Below are 15,504 nucleotides of genomic sequence, written 5' to 3'. Positions count from 1 at the left end.
CTCACGATGCCGCAATAAACAGATCCCGCAGCTGATGCAGCTGATCGCGGATTTGCGCAGCCTCTTCGAACTCCAGGTTCTGCGCGTGCTGCATCATCTGCCCTTCCAGCTCGTGGATCTTCTGCTGCAACGCTTTTGGCGTCAGCGCAACGGTATCCTCTTCCACCACTGAACGGGCCTTGCCGCGGCCTTTCGCTTTGGTCTTCGCTATGTTCTGACCCAGCGCCAGGATATCCACCACCTTCTTGTTCAGCCCTTGCGGCGTGATGCCGTGCTCTTCGTTGTAGCGCTGCTGCTTCTCGCGACGGCGCTCCGTTTCGCCAATGGCTTTGGCCATCGACGGGGTAATTTTATCCCCGTACAGAATCGCCTTCCCGTTGACGTTACGCGCGGCGCGGCCAATGGTCTGGATCAGCGAGCGCTCAGAACGCAGGAAACCCTCTTTGTCGGCGTCCAGAATCGCCACCAGCGACACTTCCGGCATATCCAGACCTTCTCGCAGCAGGTTGATACCCACCAGCACGTCGAACTCGCCCAGGCGCAGGTCGCGGATGATCTCCATACGCTCCACGGTATCGATATCAGAGTGCAGATACCGCACCTTCTCGCCGTGTTCTTCCAGATACTCCGTCAAATCTTCCGCCATACGTTTGGTGAGCGTGGTCACCAGCACGCGCTCGTTGATGGCGGAACGGGCACGGATTTCCGAGAGCAGATCGTCCACCTGCGTCGCCACGGGCCGCACCTCGATAATCGGATCCAGCAGCCCGGTCGGACGCACCACCTGGTCCACCACGTCATCACCGGATTTTTCCAGTTCGTAGTTGCCCGGCGTTGCCGATACGTAGATGGTCTGAGGGGCGAGCGCCTCAAATTCTTCAAACTTCATCGGACGGTTGTCCAGCGCCGACGGCAGACGGAAGCCGTACTCCACGAGCGTCTCTTTACGCGCCCGGTCACCGCGATACATCCCGCCGATCTGCGGGATCGTAACGTGAGATTCGTCGATCACCAGCAGGCCGTCCGCCGGAAGGTAGTCGAACAGCGTTGGCGGCGCTTCACCTGGCCCGCGCCCGGAGAGGTAGCGCGAGTAGTTTTCAATGCCGGAGCAGTAGCCCAGCTCGTTCATCATCTCCAGATCGAACTGGGTACGCTGGCTCAGGCGTTGCTCTTCCAGCAGCTTGTTGTTCGCCAGCAGCACCTTGCGGCGGTCCGCCAGCTCGCCTTTGATCTCTTCCATCGCCTGCACGATACGCTCGCGTGGCGTCACGTAGTGCGTTTTGGGGTAGATGGTGAAGCGCTGGATCACCGACTCGACGTGACCGGTCAGCGGATCGAACAGCGACAGGCGTTCAACCTCTTCGTCGAACAGCTCAACGCGCAGCGCCATGTCGTCCGATTCCGCCGGGAAGATATCAATCACCTCACCGCGCACGCGGAAGGTCCCGCGCTGGAACGCCTGATCGTTACGGGTGTACTGCAACTCCGCCAGACGGCGCAAAATCGCCCGCTGATCGATGATCATCCCCTGCGTCAGGTGCAGCATCATCTTGAGATAGAGATCCGGATCGCCCAGGCCGTAGATCGCCGACACCGAGGCCACCACCACCACATCGCGACGCTCAAGCAGCGCCTTGGTCGCAGACAAACGCATCTGCTCGATATGTTCGTTCACCGAGGCATCTTTCTCGATAAACGTGTCAGAGCTGGGAACGTAGGCTTCCGGCTGGTAGTAGTCGTAGTAAGAGACGAAATATTCCACCGCGTTCTCCGGGAAGAACTCTTTCATCTCACCATACAGCTGCGCCGCCAACGTTTTGTTCGGCGCGAGGACCATCGTCGGACGCTGGAGATCGGCAATGACGTTGGCAATGGTGAAGGTTTTACCCGAACCGGTTACCCCCAGCAGGGTCTGGTGCGCCAGCCCGTCTTCCAGCCCCTCTTCCAGGCGACGAATGGCCTCGGGCTGATCCCCGGAAGGACGGAAAGCAGAATTCAGTTTGAACGGTTTACTCATTGGCGACGACCTGATGACAGAATAAGCGGCAGGTGAGTAATTTTACTCGTTGTGGCCAGGATTGCCAGTAAAAAACACTGGATGAAAAACCAGTAGCGTGTCAGGATATTTAGCGTAGCACGGAGAGGATGAGTGCCTTCGCGAGCCAAATTTCGACTGTGACCCTATAAAACACCAGCCTCAGGGGGTTATCCCCAGAACTATTACTTTTTTAACATTTGTCAAGGGCGGTTATGAAAGTTTTATGGCAACAGGTCTCGCCGGGGTTGAGGGAATTGCTTTTATCTAATTCGTTAAAAAATATAGACTATTTCCTAAAGCCGCGTTTCGCATCAATTTGGGCGTAACCCGCGTATTCTCTCGCTTATCGCGTGTTTTCTAACTCTAATGCACAAGGTTATCCACAGGAATAGTGGATAACTGCCTCCAGCCCGTACAGCATGCACTCCCGCAAATTCCCGGTTTTTCCCACGAAGCGGCAATAAAATATTTTTATCACTCTTTTTTGCCTGGAAAACGTTCATTTTTTCATAAGCACCTGGCGAGATCTTAATCACATTTCCGTCATTTTCACTGCACCACAACCCGACATGCACGGCACCGGAAGCGTGCATTTCGAACAAACGTTGCGCTTTTAGCAGTGAGTTATTCCTAAAAATGGCCTTTTTTTAATCATTATGAAGTTCCTGGCAGGCGTTTTGCAGATATCAATCTGAGCATCACCCCACACATTTTTAAGGAGAGAAAGATGTTGAGTCTGCGTGCTGTAAATCAGTTTTACGGAAGCCAACATACGCTATGGAACGTGAATATCGATTTCCCGCAAGGCATCTGTACAGGCATCGTTGGCCTGCCGGGTATGGGTAAGTCCACGCTCATGAACTGCATTACCGGGAAAGTGCCCGTCGAGAGCGGCACCATCATCTGGCACGAGGCCGGTGCACCGCCGCGAAATTTGCTCAGCCCTGCCTCAGAATGTCCTGCGACGCCAACGATAGGCTACGTCCCGCAGGACCGGCGGATATTTTCCCAACTGACCGTCGATGAAAATTTGCATATCGCCATGCGGGCGACGGGGAAACCCGATCCGGCATTAAAAAATGAGGTATACGCCCTGTTTCCGGAGCTTTATACGCTGCGACAGATCAGGGCCTCTACGCTGTCCCCTGACGACCAGTATCAGCTCGCCCTCGCCAGCGCGCTGGTTAATCGCCCGCGCGTGCTGATCCTGGACGAGCCTATGCATGGCGCAGGACATCGTTTTGCCCGCAGGCTCGGGCAACTGCTGGTGCGGCTAAATCGGGAGCTGGGCATGACGGTGCTGTTAGCGGAGCAACAGCTGTCGTTCATCCGCCGGGTCGCGGATCGTTTCTGCATGCTTTATCGCGGGCGTAACGTGGCGCAGGGCCACGTTAACGAGCTGGATGACGATCTTATTGCCCACTGGATGGCGCGGGACATAAGGCGCTGAGGTCAAGATAGCGTCCGGTTTCCGCCTGCTCTGCGCCGTCAGCAAGCCATGGAATCTCCCCGAGGAACGGCGCAGGCAGCATTCGCTTCAGCGTCGCCAGATACTCAGCATGACGTTTGCCCGGCGCAACCACGTCGTTGGCAATCCACCCAGCCAGACGCAACCCGGCCTGCTGCACCGCCTGCGCGGTCAGCATGGCGTGGTTGATGCAGCCAAGCTTCACGCCCACCACCAGAATGACCGGAAGCTGTTCGGCCTGCACCCAGTCAGCAAACGTCTGCTCGTCAGACAGCGGGGTGAACCAGCCACCGGCCCCTTCCACCAGCACCCAGCTGGCCTGCGTTTCCAGTGCGCGTAACCCGGAAGAGAGAACCGAAAAATCAATCGGCCGATCTTCATCAGCGCTGACGATGTGCGGCGAGGTGGGTTCAGCAAAGGTATAAGGATTTACCGCAGAATAGGCCAGCGCAAGGCTGCTGTTACGCTGTAGCGCCAGCGCATCGGTATTGCGTAAGCCTTCCGGCGTCATCTCGCTGCCGGAGGCCACGGGCTTGTACCCCGCCGTCGTTTTCCCCAGCAGACGCGCCGCCTGTAACAGCGCGGCGCTGGCAACGGTTTTACCGACTTCGGTGTCCGTGCCGGTAACAAAATAACGTTCAGTCACGTTCAATAATCCCATGAAAAAGATGATAAGAGAGCGGGAACTGGCCCCGTTCCTGCGGCCACGCCAGCTCCAGACGCTGGAGCTGCCCGCGGGTAAGGGGTTTCTTCTCCCGCCCGGCGTGCAGGTGCGTAGCGCCTATGCCCTTAAGAGAGCGCATGGCGCTTAACGCATCGCTAAATTCGAGGGTGACGGTCTGGACCACGCTGCGATAGCGCCAGCCAGCCAGGGCCTGAATGACCTGCTCGTGAGCGAGAAACCGGTTGGCGTGCGGCTGCTCGTCCACCGCCTTCCACGCCTGATTCAGCTCCGGCAACGAACTTTCCAGCAGGGTGGTAAAGGCCACCGTTCCGCCGGGACGCGCCACGCGGTAAAGCTCGCGTAGCGCCTGCGGCAGGCTGGCGCACCACTGCACCGCCAGATGGCTCCAGACGAGGTCAAACTGGGCATCCTCCAGCGGGATGGCCTCGATGTCAGCCACCAGATAGCGGTCTGCTGACTGCTGCTGGCGGGCTTCATCCAGCATCTGCGCGGATAAATCCAGCGCCGTCACGTGGCTGTCCGCTGCGCGCCAGTAGCGGCTGTTGCCTCCTGGCCCGCAGCCAGCGTCCAGCACCTGCGCAAACCGGCTCTCACCGAGCGCGGCCAGCAGCCCGCGCGCGCTCAGGCGTTGCAGCTCATCGTGCCGGGAATAGCTTTGCGCTGCGCGGCCAAACGCGGCGGCAACGGCCTGTTTATTGACAGGAGACATGCAGAGCCTCCAGAAGCGTATCGATATCCTGCGGCTCGTGCGCTGCCGTGAGCGTCAGACGCAAACGCGCCGTACCCGGCGGCACGGTAGGCGGACGGATCGCCGTTACCCACTGCCCGCGTTCTCGCAGCATCTGTGCCAGCGCCAGCGCGCGCGGGTTTTCACCCACCATTACGGGCTGAATGGCGCTGCGGGAGTCGGTTAGCCGGAAAGAAAGCTCGCTGACTCCCCGACGAAAACGCTGAATATGTTCAGCCAGACGCGCGCGGCGTTCAGCGCCATCCTCGCCGCGGATCACGTCCAGCGAGGCAGACAGCGCCACGGCCTGCGCCGGGGGCATGCTGGTGCTGTAGATCAGGTGTCGGGCGAACTGCATCAGGTAGTCGGCCACCGGCTCGCTGCATAACACCGCAGCGCCGCTGACGCCAAAGCCTTTTCCAAAGGTGACCACCAGCAGTTCCGGCCTGACGCTCTGCTGATAAGCGCTTCCGCGTCCCTCCTCGCCGGTAACGCCAATGCCGTGGGCATCGTCAACCAGCAGCCAGGCGTTCTGCTGCTTTGCGGCGTCGTGCAGCGCGGCAAGGGGCGCGCTGTCGCCATCCATGCTAAAGATCCCTTCCGTTACCGCCAGCTGAAGTCCTGCGCAGGGTTTCCCCAGCAGGACGTTCAGCTGAGCGGCATCGTTATGGGCAAAACGCCGCAGCTGTGCCGGGCTGAGGTGTGCCGCTTCAAGCAGGGAGGCATGGCTCAGGCGGTCCGCGACAATGCGGTCGTCTTTGCCCATCAGGGCGGCAATGACCGACTGATTCGCGGCAAAACCGGAGATAAACAGCAGCGCTCGCGGGTAACCCAGCCAGTCTGCCAGCGCCTCCTCCAGCGCCTGATGCGCCGTGGTATAGCCGCTGATGTGCCCGGAGCCACCGCTGCCCACGCCGTATCGTTCCGCGCCCTGCTGCCAGGCGCGAACGATCTGCGGGTGCTGGCTCAGGCCAAGATAATCATTGCTGGAGAAATTACAGAACCGCCGGCTTTCCCGGGTGAGAAAACGGCCTGCGCCGTTTTCCACTACCCCGCGTACCCGAAACGCATCCGCTGCCCGACGCTCGTCGAGCGCGGAATTGATACGTGCCTGCCAGGTCATACGGCTGCCGCGTTGTAGAACTGGTCGGTGTCGGCGTTGAAAATCTGCTGCTCCAGCTCCTGCTGTTGCTCGTTATCCCCCGCCAGCACCTCTGTCTGGTGCGGGTTCAGCCCCAGCTTGCGGAACAGCTGGACGTCTTTGTCCTCTTCCGGGTTCGGCGTGGTCAGGAGCTTGCAGCCGTAGAAAATAGAGTTGGCCCCGGCCATAAAGCACATCGCCTGGGTCTGCTCGCTCATCTGCTCGCGACCGGCAGAGAGGCGCACGTAGGAGGTCGGCATCATGATGCGCGCCACCGCGATGGTGCGGATAAAATCGAAGGCATCCACGTCCTCGTTATCCGCCAGCGGCGTGCCTTTTACCTTCACCAGCATGTTGATGGGCACGCTTTCCGGCGGGGTCGGCAGGTTCGCCAGTTGTAACAGCAGGCCGGCACGATCTTTTACCGTCTCGCCCAGCCCCACGATGCCGCCTGAACAGACCTTGATCCCCGCATCGCGCACTTTATCCAGCGTGTCCAGACGCTCCTGATAGGTGCGCGTGGTGATGATATTGCCGTAAAATTCTGGCGAGGTATCAAGGTTGTGGTTGTAGTAATCCAGCCCCGCCGCCGAGAGGCGCTGCGCCTGCTCCTCGTTCAGCGTGCCGAGGGTCATGCAGGCCTCAAGCCCCATCTCCTTCACGCCCTTCACCATCTGCTCCAGATAGGGCATGTCGCGGTCATGTGGATTCTTCCACGCGGCGCCCATGCAGAAGCGGGTCGAGCCGGCGTTTTTGGCCTTACGCGCGGAGTCGAGTACCTGCTCGACTTCCATCAGGCGTTCGGATTCGAGACCGGTTTTGTAGCGCGCGCTTTGCGGGCAATATTTGCAGTCTTCCGGGCAGGCCCCGGTTTTGATCGACAGCAGCGTGCTGACCTGCACATGGCGAGGATCGAAGTGCTGGCGGTGCACCTGTTGCGCTTCAAACATCAGCTCCAGGAAAGGTTTATTGAACAATTCAGTGACTTGCGACATCGTCCAGCGTGCGTGGTGAGCCATCGGGCTTCTCCAAAGGGTTTTGTTAATTGTCGGTTCGGTTTATACTTGTAAACCTAAAACTTTTCAAAATGGTTTACAAGTCGATTATGACCCAGGACGATCTCGCCTTCGACAAGCAGCATATCTGGCACCCTTACACCTCCACGACCCGCCCCCTTCCCGTCTATCCGGTGGCCTCAGCCCACGGCTGCGAGCTGCATCTCGCCAGCGGCGAGCGGCTGGTTGACGGAATGTCCTCCTGGTGGGCGGCGATCCATGGCTACAACCACCCGCGGCTGAACGCGGCGATGAAGGCGCAGATTGACCGGATGTCACACGTGATGTTTGGCGGGATCACCCATCAGCCTGCGGTCGATCTGTGTCGCCGCCTGGTCGCAATGACCCCCGACGCGCTGGAGTGCGTGTTCCTTGCCGATTCCGGCTCGGTGGCCGTGGAGGTGGCGATGAAAATGGCGTTGCAGTACTGGCATGCGAAGGGCGAAACGCGCCAGCGGTTTCTCACCTTCCGCAACGGCTATCACGGCGACACCTTCGGGGCGATGTCGGTGTGCGATCCGGACAACTCCATGCACAGCCTGTGGAAAGGCTATCTGCCGGAAAACCTGTTTGCGCCGGCTCCGCAAAGCCGCTTTGACGGCGAATGGGACGAGAGGGACATGGTGGGCTTCGCGCGGCTGCTGGCGGCCCATCGCCATGAAATTGCCGCCGTTATTCTCGAACCGATTGTGCAGGGCGCGGGCGGAATGCGGATGTACCACCCCGAGTGGCTGAAGCGCATTCGCAAGATGTGCGACCGCGAAGGTATTCTGCTGATTGCCGATGAGATTGCCACCGGCTTTGGCCGCACCGGGAAGCTTTTCGCCTGCGAACATGCGGGGATCGCACCGGATATTTTGTGCCTGGGTAAAGCGCTGACCGGCGGCACCATGACGCTCTCCGCCACGCTCACCACCCGGCATGTTGCCGACACCATCAGCGACGGCGACGCGGGCTGCTTTATGCACGGCCCGACGTTTATGGGCAACCCGCTGGCCTGCGCCGTGGCAAGCGAAAGCCTCGCCATTCTGGAAAGCGGCGAGTGGCAGGCGCAGGTGGCGGCGATTGAGGCGCAGCTGAAGCAGCAGCTGAGCGCGGCGGCGGAAGCGGAATACGTTGCGGACGTCCGCGTGCTGGGCGCCATCGGCGTGATCGAGACAACGCATCCGGTAAACATGGCCGCATTGCAGCGCTTCTTCGTTGACCAGGGCGTGTGGGTGCGGCCCTTCGGCAAGCTGATTTACCTCATGCCGCCGTACACCATTTCTCCGGAGCAGTTACGCAAACTGACCGACGCAGTGGTCAAAGCCGTTCACATGCCAGCGCATTTCACGATTTAGCCCCATGCGTTACACTTTCTGAATGAGTCAGTAACGAGGGAAATCGGATGAAAATCATCAGTAAAGATTTGCGCGACGGTGAAAAGCTGCCGGAACGTCATGTGTTTAACGGGATGGGCTATCAGGGGGATAACATCTCTCCCCATCTGGCGTGGGACGACGTGCCGCCGGGAACCAAAAGCTTTGTGGTGACCTGCTACGATCCGGACGCCCCGACCGGCTCCGGCTGGTGGCACTGGGTGGTGGCAAACCTGCCTGCGGATACGCGCGTGCTGCCGCAGGGGTCGGGCTCCGACCTGGTCGCCCTGCCGGACGGCGCGATACAGACGCGCACGGACTTTGGTAAAGCGGGCTACGGCGGCGCGGCGCCGCCAAAAGGGGAAACCCACCGCTATATCTTCACGGTGCACGCGCTGGACGTGGACAAGATTGAGGTCGACGAAGAGGCAAGCGGCGCGATGGTCGGTTTCAACGTCCATTTCCATACGCTGGGCAGCGCGTCGATTACGGCGATGTATTCATAAAAAAAGCCGGGTGGCGGCTACGCCTTACCCGGCCTACATTTCGCATTCGCAGGCCCGGTAAGCGCAGCGCCACCGGGCAAAAAATCACAGCACGGAAGGTAGCAGTCCAGCAAGGGTTCCTTCTTCCAGAAGCTGCATCGCCTTATCAATATCCGGCGCAAAGAAGCGGTCATCATCGTAGTGCGTAACGTGCTCGCGCAGCGTATGACGCGCCTGCTCCAGCAGCGGGCTGGATTTAAGCCCTTCGCGCAGATCGATACCCTGACACGCCGCCAGCCATTCTACTGCCAGCACACCACGGGTGTTAGAGGCCATCTCCCACAGTCGACGCCCGGCAGCCGGGGCCATCGACACGTGATCCTCCTGGTTCGCGGAGGTTGGCAGGCTATCCACGCTGTGCGGATGCGACAGCGCTTTGTTCTCGCTTGCCAGCGCCGCGGCGGTCACCTGGGCGATCATAAAGCCCGAGTTCACCCCGCCGTTGCGCACCAGGAACGGCGGCAGCTGGGACATATGTTTATCCATCATCAGCGCGATGCGACGTTCGGACAACGCGCCCACTTCGGCAATCGCCAGCGCGATATTATCCGCCGCCATTGCCACCGGCTCGGCGTGGAAGTTGCCGCCGGAAACCACCTCATTTTCCTGTGCAAACACCAGCGGGTTGTCGGAGACCGCATTGGCCTCCACCAGCAGCACCTCTGCCGCCTGGCGCAGCTGCGTCAGGCATGCGCCCATCACCTGCGGCTGACAGCGCAGGGAATACGGATCCTGCACCTTCTCACAGTTATGGTGTGAATCCGCAATCTCACTCGTGTCGGTAAGCACGTGGCGGTACATGGCGGCGGCATCAATCTGCCCGCGCTGGCCGCGCACCGCGTGAATACGCGCGTCAAACGGACGACGTGAGCCGAGCACGGCTTCGGTGGTCAGCGCACCGCAGACCACCGCGGAGGCGAACAGATCTTCCGCTTCAAACAGGCCGCGCAGCGCGAAAGCGGTCGACGCCTGGGTGCCGTTAAGCAGCGCAAGCCCCTCTTTTGCCGCGAGGGTGATTGGGGTTAAGCCGGCTTTTGCCAGCGCCTCTTTCGCAGGCAGCCACTCGCCCTGCCAGCGCGCTTTGCCTTCACCCAGCAGCAGCAGCGACATATGCGCCAGCGGCGCCAGATCGCCGGAGGCCCCGACAGAACCTTTCGCCGGGATCCACGGGTAAACTTCCGCATTGACCAGCGCCATCAGCGCCTGGATCACGCTCAGGCGAATGCCGGAAAAACCGCGCGCCAGGCTATTGATTTTCAATACCATCATCAGGCGGACGATCTCATCATCCAGCGGCTGGCCAACCCCCGCCGCGTGCGACAGCACCAGCGAGCGCTGTAGATTCTCCAGATCGTGCGTAGCGATGCGGGTCTGCGCCAGCAGGCCAAAACCGGTATTGATGCCGTAGGCGGTGCGTCCCTCTGCCACAATCGCCTCTACGCAGGCCACGCTGTCGTTAATGGCACGGTGGGCGCTTTCGTCAAGGGAGAGCGTGACCGGCTTACGCCAGACGTTATGCAGCTGTTTGAGCGTCAGAGAGCCGGGAGTCAGTGTTAAGGCGTTCATGCAGGCTTTCCTTGTGTGGCGTGGATCATCGGCAGGTTCAGACCCTGCTCTTTGGCACAATCAATGGCAATCTCGTAACCCGCATCCGCATGGCGCATCACGCCGGTTGCCGGGTCGTTATGCAGTACGCGGGCAATACGCGCCGCCGCTTCGTCGGTACCGTCACAGACAATAACCATCCCCGAGTGCTGGGAGAAGCCCATCCCGACGCCGCCGCCGTGGTGCAGCGACACCCAGGTCGCACCGCTGGCGGTATTCAGTAAAGCATTCAGCAGCGGCCAGTCGGAAACCGCATCCGAGCCGTCGCGCATGGCTTCGGTTTCACGGTTCGGACTGGCGACGGAGCCGGAGTCCAGGTGATCGCGACCAATAACAATCGGCGCGGAGACCTCACCGCTGCGCACCATTTCGTTAAAGGCCAGGCCGAGTTTTTGCCGCCACTCCAGCCCGACCCAGCAGATACGCGCCGGTAAGCCCTGGAAATTAATGCGCTCGCGCGCCATATCCAGCCAGCGGTGCAGGTGTTCGTCGTCGGCAACAATTTCCTTCACTTTGGCATCGGTTTTGTAGATATCTTCCGGGTCGCCGGACAGGGCAACCCAGCGGAACGGCCCGATGCCGCGACAGAACAGCGGACGAATATAGGCGGGCACGAAGCCGGGGAAGTCAAAGGCGTTATTCACACCCATCTCTTTCGCCATCTGGCGGATGTTATTCCCGTAATCAAAGGTTGGAATACCCATCTGGCTGAAGGCCAGCATCGCGGAGACGTGTTCCGCCATCGAACGCTTCGCCGCCAGCACCGTACCTTCAGGGTCGGTTTCTGCTTTTTGCTGGTAGTCTTCCCACGTCCAGCCTTTTGGCAGATAGCCGTGGAGCGGATCGTGGGCGCTGGTCTGGTCGGTAACCAGATCCGGACGCACGCCGCGCGCGACCAGTTCAGGAAGGATATCCGCCGCGTTGCCGCACAGGGCAACCGACACCGCTTTTCCTTCGGCGATGTAGCGTTTGATGCGCGCCAGTGCGTCATCGAGGTTGTCGGCCTGTTCATCGACGTAACGGGTACGCAGACGGAAATCAATGCGGCTCTGCTGGCATTCAATGTTCAGCGAGCACGCGCCCGCCAGCGTCGCGGCCAGCGGCTGGGCACCGCCCATGCCGCCCAGTCCGGCGGTAAGCACCCAGCGGCCTTTCAGCGAGCCGCTGTAGTGCTGACGCCCCGCTTCCACGAAGGTTTCATAGGTGCCCTGCACAATCCCCTGGCTGCCGATGTAGATCCAGCTACCGGCGGTCATCTGGCCGTACATGGCCAGCCCTTTCGCGTCCAGCTCGTTAAAGTGCTCCCACGTCGCCCAGTGCGGCACCAGGTTGGAGTTGGCAATCAGCACCCGTGGCGCATTTTTATGGGTTTTGAATACGCCGACCGGCTTACCGGACTGCACCAGCAGCGTTTCGTCGTTTTCGAGATTCGTCAAAGAGTCGACAATGGCGTCATAGCACGCCCAGTTGCGCGCGGCGCGGCCAATACCGCCGTAGACCACCAGCTCGTGGGGATTTTCAGCCACCTCAGGATCGAGGTTGTTCATCAACATGCGCAGCGGTGCTTCGGTGAGCCAGCTTTTTGCAGTGAGCGTGGTGCCGCGCGGGGCGCGGACATCCTGCTTGCGGTATTTATCTGACGACATTGTGTGTTCCTCATAAGGGACAGGTGATGCATTTAGATATACTTGTATAGACAAGCACACACAAGGCCGGATTTAACAAAAAAGATACAATTTTGCTATATTGCGTTAGCGATCACGCTTATAAAACTTATGACATAAAATGGCCCTGTAACCGGTAGCGATCCCCCGGGAACAGCAGCTTCGCATGCGACACAATGTGCGTGGACGACCAGGTCCGACGGCGGATCAGCAGGCAGGGATCGTGCTCTTTAATGCGCAACAGCTCGCACTCCTGCGGGGTCGCGCGCACGGCCTCCACGATATGCTCCCCTTCCGTCAGCGGGGCGACGAGCGAGAGATACGCGTGCGGCGTGGTTTGGGTGTAATCCTGATTCAGGTACTCCGGTATCCGCTCCGCGTTGACGCAGCGATCCTCAATCTGGACAGGAATGTCGTTCTCATAATGCACCATCACCGAATGAAAAATTCGCGTGCCCTCTTTAACGTTCAGCTCGATGGCCTGCTCGCCGCTGGCCTGCGTCTCTTCAAGCACCAGCACCTCGCAGTGGTGCTGATGGTTACGGGCGGCAATCTCATCGGCAATGCTGCGGATTTCAAACAGCGCCGACTGCCCTTTAGGCTCGGCCACGAAGGTCCCGACGCCCTGCAAACGCACCAGCAATCCCTCATCGGTAAGTTCCCGCAGCGCCCGGTTGATGGTCATCCGGCTAAAGCCAAACTGTGCGACCAGCTCGGCTTCTGAGGGAATACGATCGTGCGGACGCCAGACGCCGGCAGCAATTTTTTCGCTGATCGCCTTTTTCACCTTCTCATAAAAAGGTGCGGGTGGGCTGGAGGGTTGCTGCGGTGAGCGTGAAAACATGCTGACTCCTGTAATGTGTTATGCCCACCAGTGAGCAATTTGCCAGGCCAGTCGGGCAGCAAGCTTCGCCCCCTGACCGTCCCGGTCGTAGTGCGGATTATATTCCACCAGATCCGCCGCCTGTAGTTTACCGCTTCGGCAGATACGCTCAATCACCGGTAACAGATCCAGCGCCGGGATCCCCAACGCCGCAGGGGCCGACACGGCGGGCATTTCTGCGGCGGGCAGCACATCAAGGTCAACGGTGAGATAAACCCGATCTGCCTGCGCAAGCACGCTGTCCAGCGCGGATAACGCGTCGCGGCGAAAATCAAGATCTTCAACCAGCGTAACGTTCCGCCGCCCGGCTTCCTCCCACAGCGCCTGAGTATTCGCCGCGCGGCTGACCCCCAGGCAGGCGTAGAGAAAGTCCCGCGACTGCGACGCGCAGTACTGCGCCAGCTGGCGGAACGGCGTACCGGAGGTGGCCCGCTCGGCCTTGCGCAAATCGAGGTGCGCATCCAGGTTAATCACCGCAACGCGATCCTGTGGAAAAGCGTCCAGTACGCCGCGCCCGTGCGCCCAGGCGGTTTCATGTCCACCGCCGAAAACAAGAGTACGCATCCCGGATTGCTGGCACGTGGTTATGGCCTCGCTCAGCGCCTGCTGCGCCGCCTCCAGATCATTGCCCTCAACGTAAATGGAGCCCATATCCACGAGACGCGCATGTCCCTGATGGCTTGCCATATTCGCCAGCGCACCGCGCAACGCATCGGGCGCCCGTGCAGCGCCGGGCCTGCCCTGGTTACGCTTTACCCCTTCATCACATTCAAAGCCCATCAGGGCGATGCCCGACGGTACGGGTGAAAAGCGTTCGCGCTGCTGTATGGTCTGGAAGAGACGTTTTGCGGTGCTGGACTCGGCGCTGTCGTCACGTCCCTGCCACACCTGCGGGGAAACGGGATGCCACAATTTCATGCTACCTGCCCCCGAAACACGCGTTGATATAAAGGGTTCCGCCCCGGCTCATAAACCATCTCAACCGGATGGTCCGCCTCCCAGACGACGAAATCAGCCACATAACCCGCCCTTAACTGCCCGTGCGTCTCACCACGTCCTAACGCCTGCGCCGCATGATGCGTCACGCCAGCCCAGGCCTCTTCCGGCGTGAGGCCAAACTGGACGCAGGCCATGTTCATCGCCAGATGCAGGCTGGCAAACGGACTGGTGCCGGGGTTGTAGTCGGTGGCGACGGCCATCGGCACGCCCTGCTTTCTGAGCTGCGCCACCGGTGGACGCTGGCGCTCCTGAAGAAAATAGAACGCGCCGGGGAGCAATACCGCCACCGTACCGCTTTGCGCCATTGCCTGAATACCCGCGTCATCAAGATACTCAATATGATCGGCCGACAGCCCTTTATACTGGCTGACCAGCGCTGCACCGCCCAGATTCGACAGTTGCTCCACATGCCCTTTTACCGGAATACCGAGCGCGGTAGCGGCCCGGAACAGGCGCTCGGTTTGCGCCGGCGTAAAGCCAACGTTTTCACAAAACACGTCCACCGCTTCAAACAACTCTTTTTGCCACAGCGCGGGCACGATCTGCTCACAGACCAGCGTCAGATACGCATCCGGATCCTGTCGGTACTCCGCGGGGACGGCGTGCGCGGCCAGCAGCGTCGGGCTTATATCGACCTGATTGTTCAGGCTGAGCTGACGGGCAACCCGCAGCATTTTCTCTTCGGCTTCGGCATTCAGTCCGTATCCCGATTTGATTTCAATGGTCGTTACGCCTTCATTCATCAGCCGCTGGAGCCGCTGCTGTGCCACGGTCAGCAGCGTTTCCGGCGAACTGTTGCGGGTGGCCGTGACCGTGGCGTTAATGCCGCCGCCCTGCTCGCTGATACGCTGATACGACACGCCGTTAAGCCGTTGCTCCCATTCCGCTGCGCGATCGCCGCCGAACACCAGATGGGTGTGGCAGTCAATCAGGCCGGGTGTCACCAGACGTCCATGGAGATCGATACACTGGGAATGCCCGGAGGGAACCTCTGAATCAGGGATAACGGCCAGGATCGTCTGGCCGCGCACGACGAGGGCATGATGCGCCTTCAGGCCATAGGGTTCCGGCTCGCCTGCGGCCAGGGTTGCCAGTCGCGCATTTCGCCATATCACATCGTCGGGATGAAGCTGCTGCATGTGCCTTCCACTTGTCATGGGTTGTATAGACATTTATTTTCATCTGTCGCCTGCTGTCAACCGCCTTGTGGGAAAATGTTATTTATTTGTGATGACTTTCCCGTCGCCTCAGGGCAAAAATGCAACTTTTGCCCTTTTTATCTTCCCGTTTCGCTCAACTTAGTATAAAAAAGCAGGCTATTTCGTCTATCCAGATA

13 protein-coding genes are annotated in these 15,504 nt (G+C 59.9%); 3 read left to right on the top strand and 10 right to left on the bottom strand.

Going from position 1 to position 15,504, the window contains the following annotated elements:
* Position 1: 1 nt before the first annotated feature.
* Positions 2–2,017, bottom strand: a complete 2,016-nt coding sequence (gene uvrB / locus IM300_RS06655; protein ID WP_063449304.1) for an excinuclease ABC subunit UvrB — start codon at positions 2,015–2,017, stop codon at positions 2–4.
* Between the two features lie 748 nt (positions 2,018–2,765).
* Here uvrB and IM300_RS06650 point away from each other — a divergent pair.
* Positions 2,766–3,488 (top strand): ABC transporter ATP-binding protein, encoded by a 723-nt coding sequence (locus tag IM300_RS06650; protein ID WP_193035823.1) that lies wholly within the window; start codon positions 2,766–2,768, stop codon positions 3,486–3,488.
* Here IM300_RS06650 and bioD read toward each other — a convergent pair.
* Genes bioD through bioB form a run of 4 tightly spaced genes read right to left on the bottom strand, consistent with a single transcriptional unit; the run spans position 3,451 to position 7,078 of the window.
* Complete coding sequence (bioD, locus tag IM300_RS06645; RefSeq protein WP_173937199.1) at positions 3,451–4,152, bottom strand: dethiobiotin synthase; 702 nt, start codon at positions 4,150–4,152, stop codon at positions 3,451–3,453. The two genes, IM300_RS06650 and bioD, sit on opposite strands and share 38 nt — an antisense overlap.
* On the bottom strand, positions 4,145–4,900 hold the full coding sequence (gene bioC / locus IM300_RS06640) for a malonyl-ACP O-methyltransferase BioC (protein WP_193035821.1): 756 nt from the start codon (positions 4,898–4,900) through the stop codon (positions 4,145–4,147). The genes bioD and bioC overlap by 8 nt, the downstream gene beginning before the upstream one ends.
* Positions 4,884–6,041 (bottom strand): 8-amino-7-oxononanoate synthase, encoded by a 1,158-nt coding sequence (bioF, locus tag IM300_RS06635; protein ID WP_193035819.1) that lies wholly within the window; start codon positions 6,039–6,041, stop codon positions 4,884–4,886. The genes bioC and bioF overlap by 17 nt, the downstream gene beginning before the upstream one ends.
* Positions 6,038–7,078: a biotin synthase BioB gene (bioB, locus tag IM300_RS06630; protein WP_063866146.1), complete on the bottom strand. Its 1,041-nt coding sequence runs from the start codon at positions 7,076–7,078 to the stop codon at positions 6,038–6,040. The genes bioF and bioB overlap by 4 nt, the downstream gene beginning before the upstream one ends.
* Positions 7,079–7,146: 68 nt before the next feature.
* Between bioB and bioA the strand changes: the two genes are divergently transcribed.
* Together bioA and IM300_RS06620 are read left to right on the top strand one after the other, a co-directional pair.
* On the top strand, positions 7,147–8,454 hold the full coding sequence (gene bioA, locus IM300_RS06625; protein WP_193035817.1) for an adenosylmethionine--8-amino-7-oxononanoate transaminase: 1,308 nt from the start codon (positions 7,147–7,149) through the stop codon (positions 8,452–8,454).
* 47 nt (positions 8,455–8,501) lie between these two features.
* Positions 8,502–8,978: a kinase inhibitor gene (locus IM300_RS06620; protein WP_063449311.1), complete on the top strand. Its 477-nt coding sequence runs from the start codon at positions 8,502–8,504 to the stop codon at positions 8,976–8,978.
* Between the two features lie 84 nt (positions 8,979–9,062).
* Here IM300_RS06620 and hutH read toward each other — a convergent pair whose 3' ends face one another.
* The 5 genes from hutH to hutI form a co-directional block, all read right to left on the bottom strand.
* Positions 9,063–10,583, bottom strand: a complete 1,521-nt coding sequence (hutH, locus tag IM300_RS06615; RefSeq protein WP_193035815.1) for a histidine ammonia-lyase — start codon at positions 10,581–10,583, stop codon at positions 9,063–9,065.
* The gene (gene hutU / locus IM300_RS06610; protein ID WP_193035813.1) at positions 10,580–12,268 is read right to left on the bottom strand and encodes a urocanate hydratase; all 1,689 of its coding nucleotides are present in this window, start codon (positions 12,266–12,268) and stop codon (positions 10,580–10,582) included. The genes hutH and hutU overlap by 4 nt, the downstream gene beginning before the upstream one ends.
* 127 nt (positions 12,269–12,395) lie before the next feature.
* Positions 12,396–13,130 carry a histidine utilization repressor gene (locus tag IM300_RS06605; protein ID WP_193035811.1) on the bottom strand — a complete coding sequence of 245 codons (735 nt, stop codon included), beginning with the start codon at positions 13,128–13,130 and terminating at the stop codon, positions 12,396–12,398.
* 18 nt (positions 13,131–13,148) lie between these two features.
* On the bottom strand, positions 13,149–14,087 hold the full coding sequence (gene hutG, locus IM300_RS06600; RefSeq protein WP_193035809.1) for a formimidoylglutamase: 939 nt from the start codon (positions 14,085–14,087) through the stop codon (positions 13,149–13,151).
* Entirely contained in the window at positions 14,084–15,307 is a 1,224-nt protein-coding gene (gene hutI, locus IM300_RS06595) for an imidazolonepropionase (protein ID WP_193035807.1), read from the bottom strand. The genes hutG and hutI overlap by 4 nt, the downstream gene beginning before the upstream one ends.
* Positions 15,308–15,504 lie beyond the last annotated feature (197 nt).

Origin of the sequence: Enterobacter cloacae complex sp. I2 (genome assembly GCF_014896205.1) — a bacterium.
GTDB classification, from domain to species: Bacteria; Pseudomonadota; Gammaproteobacteria; order Enterobacterales; family Enterobacteriaceae; genus Enterobacter; species Enterobacter quasihormaechei.
Note: the sequence above shows the minus strand (reverse complement) of the source record. Positions and strands in the feature narration are given on the sequence as shown.

Coding starts and splice junctions, on each gene's coding strand:
- IM300_RS06605 (WP_193035811.1), bottom strand. CDS start 13,130: ATGTTTTCACGCTCACCGCAGCAACCCTCCAGCCCACCCGCACCTTTT.
- hutI (WP_193035807.1), bottom strand. CDS start 15,307: ATGCAGCAGCTTCATCCCGACGATGTGATATGGCGAAATGCGCGACTG.
- bioA (WP_193035817.1), top strand. CDS start 7,147: ATGGTTTACAAGTCGATTATGACCCAGGACGATCTCGCCTTCGACAAG.
- bioC (WP_193035821.1), bottom strand. CDS start 4,900: ATGTCTCCTGTCAATAAACAGGCCGTTGCCGCCGCGTTTGGCCGCGCA.
- hutG (WP_193035809.1), bottom strand. CDS start 14,087: ATGAAATTGTGGCATCCCGTTTCCCCGCAGGTGTGGCAGGGACGTGAC.
- hutU (WP_193035813.1), bottom strand. CDS start 12,268: ATGTCGTCAGATAAATACCGCAAGCAGGATGTCCGCGCCCCGCGCGGC.
- IM300_RS06620 (WP_063449311.1), top strand. CDS start 8,502: ATGAAAATCATCAGTAAAGATTTGCGCGACGGTGAAAAGCTGCCGGAA.
- IM300_RS06650 (WP_193035823.1), top strand. CDS start 2,766: ATGTTGAGTCTGCGTGCTGTAAATCAGTTTTACGGAAGCCAACATACG.
- bioB (WP_063866146.1), bottom strand. CDS start 7,078: ATGGCTCACCACGCACGCTGGACGATGTCGCAAGTCACTGAATTGTTC.
- hutH (WP_193035815.1), bottom strand. CDS start 10,583: ATGAACGCCTTAACACTGACTCCCGGCTCTCTGACGCTCAAACAGCTG.
- bioF (WP_193035819.1), bottom strand. CDS start 6,041: ATGACCTGGCAGGCACGTATCAATTCCGCGCTCGACGAGCGTCGGGCA.
- uvrB (WP_063449304.1), bottom strand. CDS start 2,017: ATGAGTAAACCGTTCAAACTGAATTCTGCTTTCCGTCCTTCCGGGGAT.